This window comes from Parafrankia sp. FMc2, assembly GCF_041008525.1.
Taxonomy (GTDB): Bacteria; Actinomycetota; Actinomycetes; order Frankiales; family Frankiaceae; genus Parafrankia.
Genome location: NZ_JBFLUG010000002.1, coordinates 90,039 through 106,873 on the forward strand (window position 1 = coordinate 90,039; position 16,835 = coordinate 106,873).

11 protein-coding genes are annotated in these 16,835 nt (G+C 72.2%); 4 read left to right on the plus strand and 7 right to left on the minus strand.

Going from position 1 to position 16,835, the window contains the following annotated elements; genetic code table 11:
• Positions 1-630 precede the first annotated feature (630 nt).
• A complete protein-coding gene (locus tag AB1460_RS01630) occupies positions 631-2,862 on the plus strand; it encodes a teichoic acid transporter (protein ID WP_368958737.1) in 2,232 nt (743 codons plus the stop codon).
• A gap of 220 nt (positions 2,863-3,082) precedes the next feature.
• Positions 3,083-4,678, plus strand: a complete 1,596-nt coding sequence (locus AB1460_RS01635) for a lipopolysaccharide biosynthesis protein (RefSeq protein WP_368958738.1) — start codon at positions 3,083-3,085, stop codon at positions 4,676-4,678.
• Between the two features lie 566 nt (positions 4,679-5,244).
• Here the strand turns inward: AB1460_RS01635 and AB1460_RS01640 are convergent.
• Positions 5,245-6,597 (minus strand): hypothetical protein, encoded by a 1,353-nt coding sequence (locus AB1460_RS01640; RefSeq protein WP_368958739.1) that lies wholly within the window; start codon positions 6,595-6,597, stop codon positions 5,245-5,247.
• A gap of 458 nt (positions 6,598-7,055) precedes the next feature.
• Here AB1460_RS01640 and AB1460_RS01645 point away from each other — a divergent pair, with 458 nt between their 5' ends.
• A complete protein-coding gene (locus AB1460_RS01645; RefSeq protein WP_368958740.1) occupies positions 7,056-8,252 on the plus strand; it encodes a glycoside hydrolase family 26 protein in 1,197 nt (398 codons plus the stop codon).
• Positions 8,253-8,298: 46 nt separating this feature from the next.
• Here AB1460_RS01645 and AB1460_RS01650 read toward each other — a convergent pair whose 3' ends face one another.
• The 5 genes from AB1460_RS01650 to AB1460_RS01670 form a co-directional block, all read right to left on the minus strand.
• The gene (locus AB1460_RS01650; protein WP_368958800.1) at positions 8,299-9,081 is read right to left on the minus strand and encodes an SDR family oxidoreductase; all 783 of its coding nucleotides are present in this window, start codon (positions 9,079-9,081) and stop codon (positions 8,299-8,301) included.
• A gap of 104 nt (positions 9,082-9,185) precedes the next feature.
• Entirely contained in the window at positions 9,186-10,112 is a 927-nt protein-coding gene (locus AB1460_RS01655; RefSeq protein ID WP_368958741.1) for a hypothetical protein, read from the minus strand.
• Entirely contained in the window at positions 10,075-10,845 is a 771-nt protein-coding gene (locus AB1460_RS01660; protein ID WP_368958742.1) for an IspD/TarI family cytidylyltransferase, read from the minus strand. Before AB1460_RS01660 ends, AB1460_RS01655 begins: the two co-directional genes overlap by 38 nt.
• On the minus strand, positions 10,842-12,362 hold the full coding sequence (locus tag AB1460_RS01665) for a DUF4910 domain-containing protein (protein ID WP_368958743.1): 1,521 nt from the start codon (positions 12,360-12,362) through the stop codon (positions 10,842-10,844). The genes AB1460_RS01660 and AB1460_RS01665 overlap by 4 nt, the downstream gene beginning before the upstream one ends.
• Before the next feature lie 19 nt (positions 12,363-12,381).
• On the minus strand, positions 12,382-13,224 hold the full coding sequence (locus AB1460_RS01670; protein ID WP_368958744.1) for a glucose-1-phosphate cytidylyltransferase: 843 nt from the start codon (positions 13,222-13,224) through the stop codon (positions 12,382-12,384).
• A gap of 802 nt (positions 13,225-14,026) precedes the next feature.
• Between AB1460_RS01670 and AB1460_RS01675 the strand changes: the two genes are divergently transcribed.
• Complete coding sequence (locus AB1460_RS01675) at positions 14,027-16,261, plus strand: glycosyl hydrolase (RefSeq protein WP_368958745.1); 2,235 nt, start codon at positions 14,027-14,029, stop codon at positions 16,259-16,261.
• 82 nt (positions 16,262-16,343) lie between these two features.
• Here the strand turns inward: AB1460_RS01675 and AB1460_RS01680 are convergent, their stop codons facing one another.
• Positions 16,344-16,757: a MerR family transcriptional regulator gene (locus AB1460_RS01680; protein ID WP_368958746.1), complete on the minus strand. Its 414-nt coding sequence runs from the start codon at positions 16,755-16,757 to the stop codon at positions 16,344-16,346.
• Between the last annotated feature and the right edge of the window lie 78 nt (positions 16,758-16,835).

The following is a 16,835-nucleotide window of genomic DNA, read 5'->3' on the forward strand; positions in this document are numbered from 1 at the left end:
CCGGGCTGGACCGCGATGCCACGGCAGCCCGTCGGCGACACACCGCTGCCCGGACCGCCGGCCCCGGGCGGAGCCCGGCCGGACTCCGCCGGGCGGGGCGAGCCGCCGCGCCGCGGTGACGCCGAACGCACCCCGGCTCCCGGCAGCCGCCCGAACACACCGGCAGGCGGCTGGGTGCCACCCGAAACCACGGTGCGGATGGCAGGCGGGCCGCTGACATCGAGCCCGCCCGAGCCGCCGGCGCACGCCGGCCACCCGGGGGAGGGAGCACGGCAGCCGACGCCGGCTCCCGGTCGGCGCCCGCCCACCGGCCCGGACTCCTCGCCCGGCTTTCGCGTGGATCTGCCCACGCCGCCACCCGGGCGGAGCCAGCCCCCCACGCCCTCGCCCGGCTCGGGCTCTTCGCCAGCCAGCTCCGTGCCAGCCAGCTCTGTTTCAGCGGGCTCCTCGCCATCGGGTGGTTCGCCGGCGGGAGCCGGTCCCGGAGCCCCACCGGCGCAGGCGTCAGCACCCGCGGGTGCGCCGGGCGGTGCGGAGCAGGGCCGCCGGGCGGGGCGTGGCTGGTCGGTGACAGGGCGGCGCGAGCAGCCGCGTTCCGACGCCGGAGCCGCAGGTCGCGGCGCGACCGGTGTGGGTCCCTATGCCGGCTCCGGTCGTGGCCGGGGCCAGTCCGGCGGGAGCGGTCCGTCCGGCGGGAACGGTCCGTCCGGAGCGCGCGGCCAGTCCGGGGGCCGCGGCCGTGGCCGCCGGGGCGACGGGGCGGCCAGGCCGACCGGGGCGTCAGCCTCGGACATCCACTTCATCAACGCGTTCACCGACACCGTCGACCTGTCGGCGCTGCGCCGACGGCTCGAGATGGAGGACGCGGGCAGCACCCCCGAGGCGACGGAGTACATCCCGCGCCTCTACAGCCGGAAACGCCCTGCGGCGGATGCCGCCAGCACCCAGGTCGTGCGGCGGCCCGGTGCCGCCGGAGGTGGCTGGGACACCCGCTCCGGCGACCTGGCCCGGCCCGGCCCGGCTGGCCCCGGCGACCCCGACGCGGGCGCGGGTGCCGCGGGTGCCGAACGGGTTCGTTCGCCGCGCCGGCACCGCGCCGGTGCGGCGGGGGCGGCCCGGGGCGAGGACGGCCCGCCGTCGGCGGCTCTGGCCGAAGGGCCCGGCCCCGGGGGGGAGCCGATCGAGGGGCAGCCGGGCCAGCAGGCCGCGCCCGGCAGCGGATCAACGAAGTCGAAGGCGATCTGGACGCTCGCCGACCAGGGAGTCTCCAGCGCCACCAACGCCGCCGTCTCGTTCCTGATCGCCCGACAGGTGAGCACGTCCGAGTACGGCGCCTTCGCCGTTTCCTACATCATCTTCTCGGTGATCATCGGGCTCTCGCGGGCGGGTTGCTGTCTGCCGCTCGGCATCGCCTACTCGGGCAGATCCGTCAGCGACTTCCGGTACGCCGCCGCCTCGGCGACGGGGACCTGCCTGGCTGCCGGCGCGGTGCTCGGGGTCGTGCTGGCCGGGGCGGGAGCACTCCTCGGCGGCTCGGTCGGCGCCGGCCTGGTCGTGATGGGCTTCGTCCTGCCCGGCCTGCTGGTCCAGGACGCCTGGCGTTACGTGTTCTTCGCCCAGGGCAGACCATTCGGCGCCTTCCTCAACGACATCGCCTGGGCCGCTGTCCAGATGATCGGCGTCACCGTCCTCATCGAGCGCGGTGTGAAGGCGGCCCCGCCGATGCTGCTGGCCTGGGGCGTCTCCGCGCTGATCGCGGCCCTGCTCGGCGTGGCACAGGCAGGGCTGTGGCCGGCGCCCTCCCGGGCACTCACCTGGATCCGGGAGAACCGGGCCAACGCGATGAACCTGTCGGCGGAGTTCGTCACCGTTCAGGGCGCCCTGCAGGCGTCGATTCTGCTGATCGGCGTGCTCGGTTCCAAGGAGATGGTCGGCTCGTTGCAGGGGGTGCGCACCCTGCTCGCCCCGACCACGGTCGTGGGCATGGGAATCGTCAGCTTCGCCGTGCCCGAGCTCTCGCGCCGCAGCGCCATGTCCGCCCGGTCGCGGGAGCAGGCCGCGGTGCTGCTGACGGCGATCGTGGTCGGTCTCGGCGGTTTGTGGAGCCTCATCTTCCTGCTGTTCCCCCGCATCGGAGAGGCGCTTCTCGGGGACACCTGGCCCGGCGTGCACGCAATCCTGCTGCTGTCGGTCCTGCACTACGCGGGGACGGCGGTGCCGACCGGTCCGGCCTGCATCATGTACGCGCTCGGGCACACAAGGACCACATTCCGGATCAACCTGGTCATGGCGCCGATGCTGTTCGCGTTCCCGCTTGTCGGGGTGCTGATCGGCGGGGCGCAGGGCGCGGTCGTCGGATTCAACATCGTGTTCTGGGGCATCGCACCGGTCTGGTGGATCGTGCTGCGCCGCGTCGTCCGCGAGCACGAAGCGAAACGCCTGCAGGCCCTGGCCGCCGCCGACCATGCGGGCACCGCGCGGCGGGGCGGTCGACAGGCGGGACGGCAGCGGGATGACGGCAGGTGGGGCTCGGACGGCACGCGGGATCCGGAGCCCCCCGCGGGCACGGAGGATCTGGTGGGCGCCGGGAGTCCGACGAGCACGGAAGGCCTGCTGGGCACCGACAGCGCGGGCCACGGGGACCTGGCCATGGGTGCCGGGACCTCCGGCCAGCACCGGGCGGGCCGCAACGTCCGGCTGATGCAGGGCCCCGAACAGGACCGCCCGGATGCCGGCGGCCGGACGTCCGCGATGATGCGCACGCCGCCCCCGGCCGGGGGCGGATCTGCAACATCGACCGGTTCAGGACCACAGAGAAGCACGGACGGCCGAACTGAGAGCGGAAATTTACCCGAACGGTAGCTTGCATCCGTGCTATAGGTCGCTCACTTTGAGCTATCGGCTATGCTCACAAATCGGTTCCGTCAGATCTTGGCCGTGGTCCAATGACCGGGCTTACGCTCCAGTGGGGGGCCCAATTGACTCCGCTTCACACGCCACCGGCAGGGCCCGCGTCGACGTTGGTCCGCGCGCGGCTGGCCGGCTCCTCGACGCCGGTCAGAGGTACTGAGGCGGGTGTCAGATGAGCCGCTCCGCACAGTCACCAGCTGAGGGTGGCCGCGCTCCGTCCGCTCCGTCGCTGGTCCGCATTGTCAAGCCGCGGTGGATGGTCATCGTCATCGCCACGGTCATCCTGGCTGCACTCGCGATGATCGTGTCAAAGCAGCAGGCTGCCACCTTCGAGGCCAGCTCCCGGATCTTCCTGAACACCAGCGGAGCCACCCTCGGCGGGAACTCGGTCGACGCGGGTCGCTTCACCCAGACCCAGGCCCAGGTCGCCACCTCGACGGCCACGATGGACCGGATCTCCGAGGATCGGAAGATCTCGCGTGCGGACGTGGCGGACCGTCTGGAGACGACCCCGTCGGACGAGGGCTACTTCTTCGTCATCACCGGCACCGGCCCGAGCCAGCAGGCCGCGATCGACTTCGTGAACTCCGCGATCGTCGCCTACACCACCCAGCTCGGCACGTCCGGCTCCGGCGAGACGACCACGGTCGATGCGCTGACCACGATCCGGAACCAGAAGCTCGAGGAGCACACGCAGGCGCTGGCGCAGCAGCAGGCCCTGCCGGCCGGGCAGCAGAATCCGGTGCTGGACGCCCAGATCAACGTGCTCGGTGAAGAGGTCAGCCGCCTCAACGCCCAGATCGTCGACGCGGGCCTGAACACCCTCACGGCGAACACGACGATCCGGCTCGCGGAGTCGCCGCGGTCGGACGGGCAGGTCGCACCGAACACCTTCCGCAACGTTCTGGTGGCTGCGCTGCTCGGCCTGTTCGGGTCCGTGGCCGGGCTGTGGATCATGTACCAGCGGCGCCCGACGATCCTCGACCCGCACAACTCGGCCGACCTGCTGGGCGTGCCGCTGATCGCGGACCTCCCGCCGAGCCGGACGAGCGCCAACGCCGCGGAGACCCTGGTCTCGGCGATGTCGGCGGTGATGTCGCCGACCAGCAAGGTGGTGGCCTTCACCCCGGCCTCCCGCACGGACCTCAGCTCCGAGCTGGTGGCCGCGGTCGCCGCCGCCTGGTCCGACGACCAGGGCGTCGTCCTGATCCTCGACACCTCGGCGCAGTCCGAGGTGCGGGCGTCCCTCGAGGGGCTGCCGCGGGCCACCTCGGCCGAGCTGCCCCGCTGGGCGCACGAGCCGACCTGCCTGGCCCGCTCCTCGGGCACCGGGCGCGGCCACATCCTCTACAACCGGGTGTCGCCGGCCCGGGCGGCCCGTCCCGGCGGCCTCGCGCCGATCCTGGCCGACCGCGCACCCGTCGTCGATCTGGTCATCCTCGTCACGGCCGCGCTCGCGGACCTGCCGATGACGGCCGCCTCGGCGATCCAGGCGGACGCGGTCGTCGTCATCACCTCGCCCGACACCAACCTCAAGGAACTCGAGCAGGTGCCGCGCGACTGGCCGGCCCTGGCCGAGCGGGTCGTCGGCGTCGTGCACGACGGGCGCACCGCCGTGCGGCGCAACGCCGGCGCGGGCGGTCGTGGTGCGGCCTCGGCTTCGGTGGAGTCGATCACGTCGGCGTCCCCGCTGGGCGCCGAGCCGGCCGGTCGCGGAGTGCGCGACACCGAGACCACCGACCGGTACGCACGGCCCGCGAACCGCTGAGCACCTCGGCCGCCGGTTTGCCGGCGGCCGTCACCAGCACGTAAGGCAAGGCAGGGGGCCCCCGCCCGCGACGAGCGGGTGGGGGATGCGGAGACCGCACCGAATGAGGGGCGGGTTGGCCTGGATCTGGCAGAGTCCGGGCTGACCCGCCCCTCGCTGTCTGCCCGGAGCGCCTACCTACCGGTCCGCTGAACGCGGCCCGTGGCATCGAGCAGGATTCGCCTGGGGTGCCTGGCCCCGGTTGCGGGTCGCGTCCACGGCGCCGCTGGCTACCTCGGCGCCGCTGCTGCCTCGCGGTGCGGCTCGCTGCGCTGCCAGGCGTTGCGGCTGAGCCGCTGCGTTTCTCCGCCGAGCCGTTGCGGCGCCCGCCTCGCGCCAGCCGTATGCGAAAGGACCACCCGGCTCCACGAAGACGGCTGCTGATCGTGCACGTCCCGCGAGATCCCGCGAGGCCCGCTCCGAACGTGCGGTCTCCACAGAGGTCTGCGGAGCGCAGGGGTCGGCTTGTGCTGGAGACGGGTCTGTGTTGGACCGGGCCGGGACGCTGACAGGCCGCTGAGGCCCGCTCAGACCTCGCGCTGCGCCGGGGCCAGCAGAGCAGCGGAGGGCTGCGCCGCGCGGGGGCTGGGGCGGCCGCGGTTCCAGCGCTCGTCCTCGGGCGTGACGGTGTACCAGGAGACGAGAAGCATGCCCAGCGTCGTCACCACGGGACTGAGCAGACCACCCGACAGCACGCTGTAGAAGACAACGACCGACCCCGACAGGACGAACGACGGCGAGCCGCGCACGAACATGCTCAGCACGAACGCCAGGAACGCGACCGTTCCGAGGATGCCGTACTCCAGCACGAGCTTCGGCAGGAGCGCGTAGTTCAGCGGCAGGCTCGTCCGCAGGAAGAACGCGGTCGCGTCGCGGTCAGCGAAGCCGGGGCCCTGGCCGAAGACGACGGTCGCCGGGTCCTTGTCGAGCGCGTCCCAGGTCCTTGTGTAGGGCTGGACGAACCGGAGGCTGCCGCTGGAGTTGTTCGAGGACGTCTCGGTGGCGCGTTCGGCGAAGATGCTGGCAGCCGGGGTGAAGCTGAGGATCAGCACGACGATGCTGACCCCGATCAGGGCCGTGGTCGCGAACCGGGCGCCCTTGTGGACGGACAGCAGCACCAGGGCGATGGCGAGCAGAACCACGCCGGTGCCGGAGACCGTCGAGAGCAGCGCCATCACGTAGAGGAGGTAGCGCCACCAGGTGCCGTTGCGCAGGATGCAGACGACGACGCCGAAGGCCAGGAACTGCGAGCAGAACGACGGTTCGAGGCAGATGAACGCGTTCGACTTGTAGAGGTCGGATCCGTACTGCACCGGGTAGCTGGTGTTGAACCCGTGCATGCGGAAGTCGGAGGGAATCACGGTCAGCACGTCGGTGTACTTCCACCCGACCAGCTGGATCGCGAACTGGAAGAGGGCGATCCCGGCGAGGATCGTGGTGAGGGTGACGAACCGGTCGAGCACGCGGGGGAAGATCGCCTTCGCGTCGGCCGGGGCGAGCCCGAAGCACAGCGGGATGTAGGTCGCGAACAGCAGTACCAGCGAGGTGATGGCGCTGTCGTCCAGCTCGCGCAGGAAGGCCACCAGTGCGGCTGCGCAGCAGGCGGTCATCGCGAGCAGGTAGGCGCGCAGCCGGCCGATGTTCAGCTGGATGTCGCCGTGACTCAGCATCACCGCGACGCCGACAATGGTGATCGGCAGGATGAGCTGCAGCTGGGCGCCCGCCACCGGGATGGCGAGCCGCTGCAGGAAGATGTTGGCGCACAGCAACACCGTCAGTGTCTTCAGGATGCGCGCGTTGCCCGGTCGCCTTTCGGCGGCCTCGGCGGTGGGGATCACCCACGAGCGTGGAATCCTCGTGGTGAGGGTGGTGGTGACCACCTGCTCCCGCCCCCCGTTCCTGCCGCAGTCGATATGCCCGGCCCGCGCCCGCCCTGCCCGCGGCGCTGGCCACAGACGCCATGCGTCGGCTCGGGGCGCCAGTCTAACTGCGGGTGGAATACGGCCCCGTGGCGGCTGCTCCGGACCCCTCGCGACCAGGTATGGTTAGCAAACCTCACGTCACGTCATTGTTGCGATAGGCGATCTTGGTTATGCCTGTCACATTGATCGTGAGGAGCTGAAACCAGTGGGCACGTCCACATGCTTGTAAAGATCTGACCATCTCCGTGGCGGGGGGAACGGTCCGTCCCCGGTGCTCCGTTGGGCGGATCGGAAGCGCCCGGCCACGAGCAGGCACCGCTGGCACCCCGGTCCGGCGCCAGGTCCGGCGTGCGCTGCCGCATGTCATCAAATGATCATCAAGGTGCGGAGGTGTGTCAGCGATGGAGGTGGGGGGCGTGGAACATCGCCGAGGGGAAGGCCCCGACGCTGGACCAGCGTCCGGCGGTGAGCCGCCGACCGGCGAGGCAGCCCCGCCGCCGCGGGCGGGTTCCCGATCCCGAGCTCGGTCGCCGTGGGCGGCCGGGAGCGACGACGCGACCGGTCAGAGCCGGCGGCGGCAGCGCCGGGTGCTGGTGCTCGGTGCCGTCGGCGCGGCGCTCGCCGTGGTGCTGCTTGCCGTCAGCGTGATCGTCTTCACCGGCGGGGAGGACGGGCCACCCACGACCCATCCGACCACGACCGGTGTGAGCTGGGCCTCCGGTGCGAACGCCAACCCACCGAACGACCTCGGCGCCTGGGAGCAGTGGGTCGGGCGCCCCACCGACATCGCGATCCTGTTCACCGCCCGGACGAACTGGGAGACGGTGACCCAGGCCGACTGGCCGATGTCGGACTTCCGTGACTACCCGGGGGCGCTCTCCATCGCCCAGCCGCTGTTCCCCAGGGGCAGCAACGAGGCGGCCTGCGCGCGCGGTGAGTACGACGGTCACTGGCGCGACTTCGGGAACACCCTCGTCCGCAACGGCCGCCCGGACGCGATCGTCCGGCTCGGCTGGGAGTTCAACGGCGACTGGTTCCGGGACTGGCTTCCGCGCGACAGCGGGACGTGGAAGGTCTGCTTCACCCGCGCGGCGGCGGCGCTGCGGTCGACCGCACCCCAGGTGCAGATCGAATGGAACATGACCGCGCACCGGGACACCATGGTCAACGGTGACGGTGTGTGGGAGGCGTACCCCGGCGACGACGTCGTCGACATCATCGGGATCGACGCCTACGACAGCTCCCCGGCGTCGATGACCCAGAAGATCTTCAACGAGCAGTGCAACCGGCCGTCGGGTGTCTGCACGGTGGCGCGTTTCGCCCGCGAGCACGGCAAGCAGTTCGCGGTGGCGGAGTGGGGGCTGGACCGGCGCGCCTCCGCCGGAGGCGGCGGCGACAACCCGTTCTACATCGAGAAGATGTACGAGTTCTTCCTCGCGAACCGGGACATCCTCGCCTACGAGGCGTACTACAGCGCCTCGCCGGACGAGAACGACAACGTCGCGTCGTCCCTGCACAACCCGGTGACGAACCCGGACAGCGCCCGGCGCTACCTGGAGCTGTTCGGCGGGCCCCGCCGGCCGGCGACCGGCACCTCCGGAGCCGCCCGGTGACCGGTGGTCCCCCGGCCGTCCGGCCCGGGGGCCGCCGGCGCCGGGGTCAGTAGGACTTCTGCGCCGGGCGCAGGTGCAGTTCGGTCACCTCGGCGGTGCGGGGGAGCAGCGCCAGGTAGGCGACCAGGTCGGCGACGTCCTCGGCCTGGATCAGTAGTTCGGGCCGGTACGGGCGCCCCTCCCGCTCGAAGATCGCCTCCTGGCGGGGGGTCGCGGTCCGGCCGAGGTGGATGGTCACGACGCGGATGCCGTCGGCGTTGACCTCCTGGCGGAGGCTGTCCGCGACAGCGCGCATGGCGTGCTGGGTGGCGGCGAACTGGCTGGTGCCGGCACCCGCGCGGACGCCCTGCGAGGAGTTCATGATCAGAATGTCGGCACCGTGGGGAGCCCCGGCTCCGCCGGGCCCGGAGCCTGCGGAGTCCCCAGAGTCCCCGGAACCGGCGGCGGCCCGCAGGGCGGGCAGCAGCGACCGGGTCAACGCGAAGGGGCCGCGGACGTTCGCGGCGTACTGCGCGTCGAAGTCGTCGACGGAGGCGTCCTCGACCCGTGAGCTGAGGTAGCCGCCGGCGCTGTGGACGAGCAGGTGCACGCGCCCGTACCGGTCGACGGTGTCGGCGGCGAACCGCTCGACGGCCCCGCTGTCGGTCAGGTCGAGCTGGACCGGCACGAGTGAACCGCCGACCATGCCCACCGGGCCGGCCGTGACGGTCTCCTTCGCGAGGGAGTCGAGGCGGGCCTGGTCCCGCCCCAGCGCCAGCACGGTCGCGCCGGCGGCGGCGAGCCGCCCGGCCACGGCCCGCCCGATGCCGCTCGACGCTCCGGTGACCACCGCGACCCGGCCGGTGAACCTCCCCGGCGTGGCACCGAGAGAGGCATCGGTGTCGGTGTCGGTGTCGGCAGTCTGGGTGGTGTCGGCGGTGCCGGTGGTGCCGGTCACGAGGCGGTCCCGTGCTCGTAGACGAGCATGGCGTCCGGCAGCGGGGGAGCCTCGTCGTAGGTCAGGCAGATGTCCTCGGCGATCTTACTCAGGTCGGTGCCGCGCAGGTAGTCGCGCATGGTGGTTCCGGTGCACTCCGAGTCGACGTTCACGGCGCCCACGTGGTTGATCACGTCGTCGACGTGGACGGTGCGGAAGTCGATGCTGAACCGGGTGCGGCCGGAGGTGTTCGGCACCGAGGAGTGCAGCTGGTTGCCCGAGAAGATCAACATGCCGCCGGGAGGCGTGACGACCCGCGTCTGCGGGAAGATCTCGACCTCCTCCTCGGGCTTCGGCTGCACCCGGGTGTCCGACCTGATGTGCTTGGCGGCGGACGCGCGGTTCGTCTTGTTCCACTCGTAGTAGTTGTACGTGCGCGAGCCGTTCTTTACCGCCTGGGTGAAGTAGCGGGGGTGGAAGGCCAGGCCGTTCTCCGGGACGACGTCGAAGATCGGCATCCACCAGTTGAGCTGGCAGAACGGCGCGGAGTACCAGGTGTCGCGGTGCGGGTGGAAGGCGTAGGCGATACCCGAGGTGAGGTAGTCGTCGCTGGTGGATGTCCGCAGCCGCGGCACGTCGAAATAGGTCCTGCTGATGTCGCAGCCCAGCTCGGCGAGCATCGCCGGGATGAGCTCCTTGCAGGTCGGGTGGTGGATGAACCGCGGCTTCAGCTCGGCGAGCAGAGCCGCGTACTCCTCGACGGGCATGTGGTGCTGGGCGGTCTCGGGGTCGAGGTCGCCGAAGGCCTCCCGGACGAGCCCGCGGGTGAACTCGACGAACGCCGTGGTGCTGGGCCGCGGCGAGTAGACGAAGAGCTCGCCCTGGTAGAGCTTGGCGCGCCGCTCGTCATCGGACAGTGCTGAGTCGAGCAGCACGGTGCTCATCGGGTTCCCCCTCGTCCTGGACGTGAATGAGTAGCAGCCGGGCGAGGTCGAGCTCCTCCGGCGTGGTGACGTGGATGTTGGCCGGTTCTCCCGCCACGACGACGACCCGTCCACCGGCGTCGGCGACCATGGCGGAGTCCTCGACCGCCTCGACGGCGCCGGCATGCGCCGCACGCAGGGCCGTGGCCCGGAACGCGTGCGGTGTCTGCACCAGGCGGTGGGTCTCCCGGGGCAGGGAGGCACCCGTCACGAGGTCGGTGCCGGCACCCGGGCTGTCATCCCGGGGGATCTCCCGGACCTCCTTGACCACCTCGGTCAGCGGGAGCCCGGGCACGGCGCCGTCCGCCCCGGCGCGGACCGCCGCGACCACCGCGCGGTAGAGCGCCGGGGAGGCCAGCGGGTGCGCGGCGTCCGTCACCACGATCACGTCGGCGTCGGCCGGGACGGCGGCGAGGCCCGCCCGCACCGACTCGGCCCGGGTGGCGCCACCGGGCACCGCCCGGACGCCGGTCGGCGGCACCCACCCGTCGAGCAGCGATGCGGGGAGCACGACGACGACCCCGTCGCAGGCGGCGGAGGCGGACCGCACCGGGTGCGCCACCAGCGGATCGCCGCCGAGATCCGCGAACTGCTTGGGTCCGCCGAACCGGGTCCCGCCGCCCGCGGCCAGCACGATCGCCCAGGCCGCCCCGCCGCCCGCCGGCACACCGGCCGGACACCCGCCGCCGGTCATCGGATGACGACCTCCGCCGTCGGCGAGAGCGGCACGGAGGGCGCCGGCACCGAGGGTGCGGAGGGGGCGGAGGGTGTGGACATGACGGGAGCGCCCGGTCCCGCGGGGGGTACGGGCAGGGCTGCCGTGACCGGCATCTCCGGGACCCCCGACGGCGGGACGTGCGTGATGGGCAGGGTGTCGCGGGCACCCGGGCCGCCGGCGGCAGCGGCCGGCTCCGCGACCAGCAGACCGACGCCGGCCAGCGCGTCCGCCGCGTTGGCGACGGCGTCGAAGGGCAGGTCGGCCCGCTCGGCGATGTCCAGCAGGCTGTTCGTCCCGTCGGCGAGGTTGAGCACCCACAGCAGGCCCATCTCGATCGACGCACGGTTCATGGTCGCGCCGATCGACCGGTACAGCCCGCGTCGGCCGAGCTGCGGCTCGCCGTAGGGGGAGGTGCTGCGCCAGACCCGGTCGGCCTCGCAGATCTCGATCGTCCGGCGCAGGATGGCGAACGAGTCCGCCAGCGCCTCCGGGGTCACGAAGTCCAGGTTGTCGGCCGAGGTGTGGTACTCCGGGTACTCGCCGTGCTGGCTGCGGCCGAACCGGCCGAACGGCAGGTTGAAGCCGGGCGAGCAGAACTGGCGCTCGTCGTAGCCGTAGGGGGAGAAGTCGACGATCCGGTGCGGGCGGCCGGTCTCGGCGAGCGCGCGGGCGCTCGCGCGGTCGATCGTCGCGTCGCCGCGCCGGCTGCGCTTGTAGGTCGGTGCTCCCCTGTCCCCCAGCCCGGTGAGAACCAGGCCGTGCCGGATGCGCCCGGTCACGGCCGGGTTCAGGGCCAGCCAGGCGATCGAGCCGATGGTGCCGGGGATGAACAGCAGCCGGTAGGTGAAGCGGCGCGGCTCGCTCGCCAGCGTCGCCGCCAGCTCGGTCGCCACCGCGATGCCGGACGAGTTGTCGTTCGCCATCGCCGGATGACACAGGTGCGTGGTGACGAGGAACTCCTCGTCGGTCGCCCCGGGCAGGACGATCTCGCCGTAGGTCAGCGAGCCGTCGGTGAGCGACGTGTCGATCTGCACCTCGTACTCGCCGTCGGGCAGGGCGGCGAGCTGCCGGTCGGTCAGGCAGAAGCCCCAGGCGTCGTTGTAGTAGGACGTCCGGTAGGGCACCCAGTCCGGCCGGTCCGGCATCGAGTACAGGTGCCGGCGCAGGTCCTCCAGCGGCATCCGGGCGTGCGTCGGAACGCTGTAGCCGAGCAGGTGCAGCGGGTTGTCGGCGACGTCGAGGACGATCCGCCCGTCCGGCCCGATGAGCCGGGCGCCGTTGACGTTCCACTCCCGCGGCACGGTCCAGTCGAGGACAGGCGTGCCGCTCGGCACCTCGTGCACGGTGAGTGGCACCTGTGCGGGCAGCGCCGCCCGCACCAGGTCGAGCGTGGCCCGGACGCCGTGGCCGGTGATCGAGCGCATCGGCGGCATCAGCGTGGCGACGAGGCTGTGGAGGCGGCGCCCCGTCGCCTCGTTGTCGGCGGTGCTCATGGGTTCGGCGTCCGCTCGCTCAGTCGGCCCAGACGCGCCACGGCGCGGCGCCCGCGTCCCACAGCTGGTTGAGCTCGGTCCAGTCGCGGAAGGTGTCCATGCCCATCCAGAAGCCCTCATGGGTGTGCAGGGTGAGCTGGCTGTCCCGGGCGAGCTGCTGGAGCGGGTGACGCTCGAGCATGGTGGACGGGTCGTCGTCGAGGTACTTGTCGACGAACTCGCGCTCGAAGACGAAGTAACCGCCGCTCACCCAGCCGGTCGCCGGGGGCTTCTCGGCGAACTGGGTGACCGCGTTGCCCTCCGTGACCAGCTCGCCGTAGCGGCTGGACGGGCGGACGCCGGTGACCGTTCCGATCCGGCCGGACCGGACGTGGTCGGCGAGGACGTCCGCCACGTTGATGGCGCCGACGCCGTCACCATAGGTGATCATGAAGCGCGGGCCGGTGAGGTACTGCGCGACCCGGCGCAGGCGGGCGCCGGTGCCGGTCAGCAGCCCGGTCTCGGCGAACGTGACCTCCCAGTCCTCGTCGCCCGCGGTGTTGTGGAACTGCGGGGTGTGGTCGTCCGCCAGCCGAAGCGTGAAGTCGGCCACCTGCTCGCGGTAGGCCAGGAAGTAGTTCTTGATCAGGTCGCTCTTGTAGCCGAGGCACAGGACGAACTTGCGGAAGCCGTAGTGCTCGTACGTCTTCATGATGTGCCACAGGACGGGCTTGCCGCCGATGTCGACGAGCGGCTTGGGGAGCTTCTCACTGGCCTCGCGCAGCCGGGTTCCCATGCCGCCACAGAGGATGACCACAGGAATGTCACGCGGGTCGACAGCTGTGGTATCAGTCGTAGAAGATCGGGTTGTCTCGGTCGTCAAGGCGGTCGCGTCTCCCGTGTCGGTGCCCCGGCGGACCCGGGGGCGGTTGGCTCTCCAGCCCGCGGCCGGTCCGGTGACGTCAGATATGCCTATGTCAGCTGTGGCTCGCCTGCCGCGGGCCTGTCGGCCCTGCCCGCGGGCCTTTCGGCTCCGCGGGCCCTGTCTGCCGGCCCGGCCCTGTCTGCCGGCGGGGCCGGCAGCGGGCGGAACTGCTTCCCGCCGTGGCGGCCGGTGCGGCCGTCCTGCTCGCCGGCGTCACGGGCGGAGCGGGCCGCGAGGCCGTTGCCCGGCGAGGCGGATGTGCAGTGTCCTCCCTTGGTCCGGGCGCGACGCGGCAACGGTACCGTACCGCCCTTTCCGTGCTGGTCCACGACCCCGCGACCCGGTTGTGGGCCGCTGAGGGCCGCCGGCCCGGGCCCGGAGCGGCGACCGCGCCGCGTCGGGCGGGATTCGCCTGGTCGCGTGGCGCGGCCGGCCGGGGGCCCGCGACGGCGACTCCTCTACCGGTCATCGACGTTGACGTGAGTGTCTGAGTAGTGGTCTGCCCGGTCCCTTTGTAGCTGGCGTCGGAGGGCCTTGTTACGGTTTGTCGGATGCCCCGGGATGAACGCCGCGTCACGACCTCTCCCGGCCCCTCCGGGTCCCTGCGGTGCGGAGATCCAGTACGTCAATAGCGTCGTCTTCTTCTACGTCGGCCGGGAGGTAAGGTCCATGCTTTCGGTCGAACTTTTTACGTTTAGTAAACGACCTGGTCGGTTCCGCGAACCGGCCCGGAGTGGCACCGCGCCCGGGGGTGGATCCCATGCCGTCTGATGAGCGGTACGGCCACGGGGCGCGTCCGCTCTCGCGGCCGCGTCGCGGTGGTGAGGCCGAGACAGGTGGGCCGGACGCACCCGGCGCTGCCTTCGACCCCGAGATGCTGTCGGCGCGTGGGCGTCCGACGCGCCGCCGCGGGCGCACAGCACCACTCGCGCCGTACCCGGACCGACCGGAGAACTTCGACGACGCCGACCGCGGCGACGCCGGCGGCCGGGGCGAGCCCGGCCGCCGTGATGACGCCGGCCGGCGCCCGGGCGCCGATCGTCATCCCGCCGATCGCCGACCAGGTGAGGACCGGCGCTTCGGTGACGGCGGGCATCGCGTGGCCGACCCGCTCGGCGAGGCGGGCGAGCCCGACGCCGCCGACCGGCGCGCGGCGCGCGGCCGGCCCGACGGGCGGGGTCGCGATCGTGACCGCGGGTCTGCGGCGGACCGGTCCCAGCCGAGCGGTCGGGCCCGGGAGCGGGGCCGCGGCACCAGCCGGGACGCCGGCCGGCCGGCCGCCGGTGACCTGGCCACCCAGCACTTCCGCCGCAGCGACTGGGACGGGGCGCCCCGAGACGGGCGCGGCGGGGCCAGGCCTCGGGAGAACGCCGACGCCCACAGCGACGGCCGGGTGGGTGCCGACCAGACGATGGTGATGCCGCCGGTCCGGCCGAAGCCGCCCGAGGCAGGGCCTGGGCCTGCGCTCCGCGACAACCCCGGCCGCCGCGATGACGGGTCCCGTGCCGCGGCGACCGGGCGCTCCAGTCGGGATCGCGGCGCGGTGACGGACCGCCCCGGTCGGGATCGCGACCGCGCCGACCGGGACCGCGCCGACCGGGACCGCGCCGACCGCGACCGCGCCGACCGCGACCGCGCCGGCCGGGACCGCACGGGCGAGGCAGGCGGCGCCGGCCGAGGGGCGCGAGGCCACGCTGCCGTGGCTTCCAGCGGTTCGGTCACCGGGATCCTGCCCATGGCGGGCGACGAGCGTGATCATGGGGGGCGTGGCCGGGTCGCCGGCGCTGCCGGTGGCGGGAACCGCCCCGGTGACGACAGGTCGGTGACGCACCGGGCCACCGACTGGATCATCGAGCACTGGGGGGCGAAGCCCGGGCGGCACCCGTATCTGCCGGTGGCCCTGGTGGTCTTCGCCGTGCTCCTCGCGCTGGTCGCCTGGATGTTAGGGCCCGCCCAGCACGAGGACGCCGACCTCGCCGCCAACTCCGCTCCGGTGCAGGCGCCGATACCGAGCCCGGCCGTGGCGTCGCAGGTACCGGTCACGGCCCCGGCGCCGGGGCCGCAGAACCAGCAGCCGATGGCGGCGCCGCCATCGGCCAGGGTCGAGCGGGCGGCGACGAGCGGTCTCTTCCCGAGCGGGGTCGCCGCGCACACGATGGCCGAGGCGAACGCCTGGGCGGAGTTCCGCGGCACCCCGGTGGACGTCGTGGTGACGTACACCGACCGGGACAGCTGGGACGCGATCGTCAACCCGTGGATGGGCCGGGTCTTCTCCTCCTTCCCCGGTGATCTGGTTATCAGCGTTCCGATGTTTCCCGACGAGGGGCCGCAGAAGGGAAACCTGGTCTCCTGCGCCGAGGGTGACTACAACGCCCGGTGGCGCCAGTTCGGCCGGTGGCTGGTGAGCCAGGGGCGGGGTGACTCGTTCGTCCGGCTGGGGTGGGAGTTCAACGGGGGGTGGTTCGCCTGGAAGGCCTCGGCGAACCCGACGGCCTACAAACAGTGCTTCCAGAACGCCTCGTCGTCGATCAAGGAGACGAGCCCCGAGGTGCGCATCGACTGGACCATCAACGCCCACGGCCCGGACTACGACGCCTTCAGCGTCTACCCGGGCAACCAGTACGTCGACGTGATCGGCATCGACAGCTACGACCAGTACCCACCGAGCCCCACGTCCAGAGAGTTCGGCGAGCAGTGCAACGCTGACCAGGGCCTGTGCCAGGTGATCAACTTCGCCCGCCAGAACGGCAAGCTGTTCTCGGTGCCCGAGTGGAGTGTGGTGAGCCAGCAGAACACCCAGGCGGGAATGCGCGGCGCCGCCGGCGGAGACAACCCGGTCTACATCCAGGAGATGTACAACGTCTTCCGGCGCAACGCCAACATCCTGGCGTACGAGGCGTACTTCAACGACGACATCGTGGGCAACGTCCGCTCGACCCTGGTGAACCCGAACCGGCACCCGGCCTCGTCCGCCCTCTACCAGCGTCTCTGGTAGCCCCACCCCACTCCCGGCCCAGGGCCCCGCGCCTCCGCCGGAGGTGCGGGGGACCGTTCGCCGGCCGTCCTGAGGTTCCTGGTCAGGACGTCCCGGAGCGTTCGGCGTCGTCGTGCAGGCCCCCGACGAACGCCTCCGCCACCTGCACCTGCTCGCGCAGCGCGGTCAGCTTCTCCTCCGCCAGCGTCACCCAGGTCGCGAGCCGGGCCTGCAGCTCCGCTCGCCTCGCGGCGGGCAGCTCCGGCTCCTGGAGCTCGTCGCGCAGCATCAGCAGCGAACGCATCTCGTCCAGAGTGAAGCCGAGCGGCTTCATCTTCTTGATCAGGAAGAGGCGGTCGACGGCGTCGTCGTCGTAGAGGCGGAAGCCACCGACCGTCCGGCCCACGGGCATGAGGAGGCCGGCCTCCTCGTAGTACCGCACCGTGCGCAGTGACAGCCCGACTCGCTCGGCGACATCCCCGATCTGGTGGACGTCGCGGCGTCGCGTGGTGGACAAGTCGACCCTTACGTCAGTATCTGTCGCCGGCGGCAAACCGGGCGTCAGCCGACTGTACGTCGATCCGCCACGCGGCGC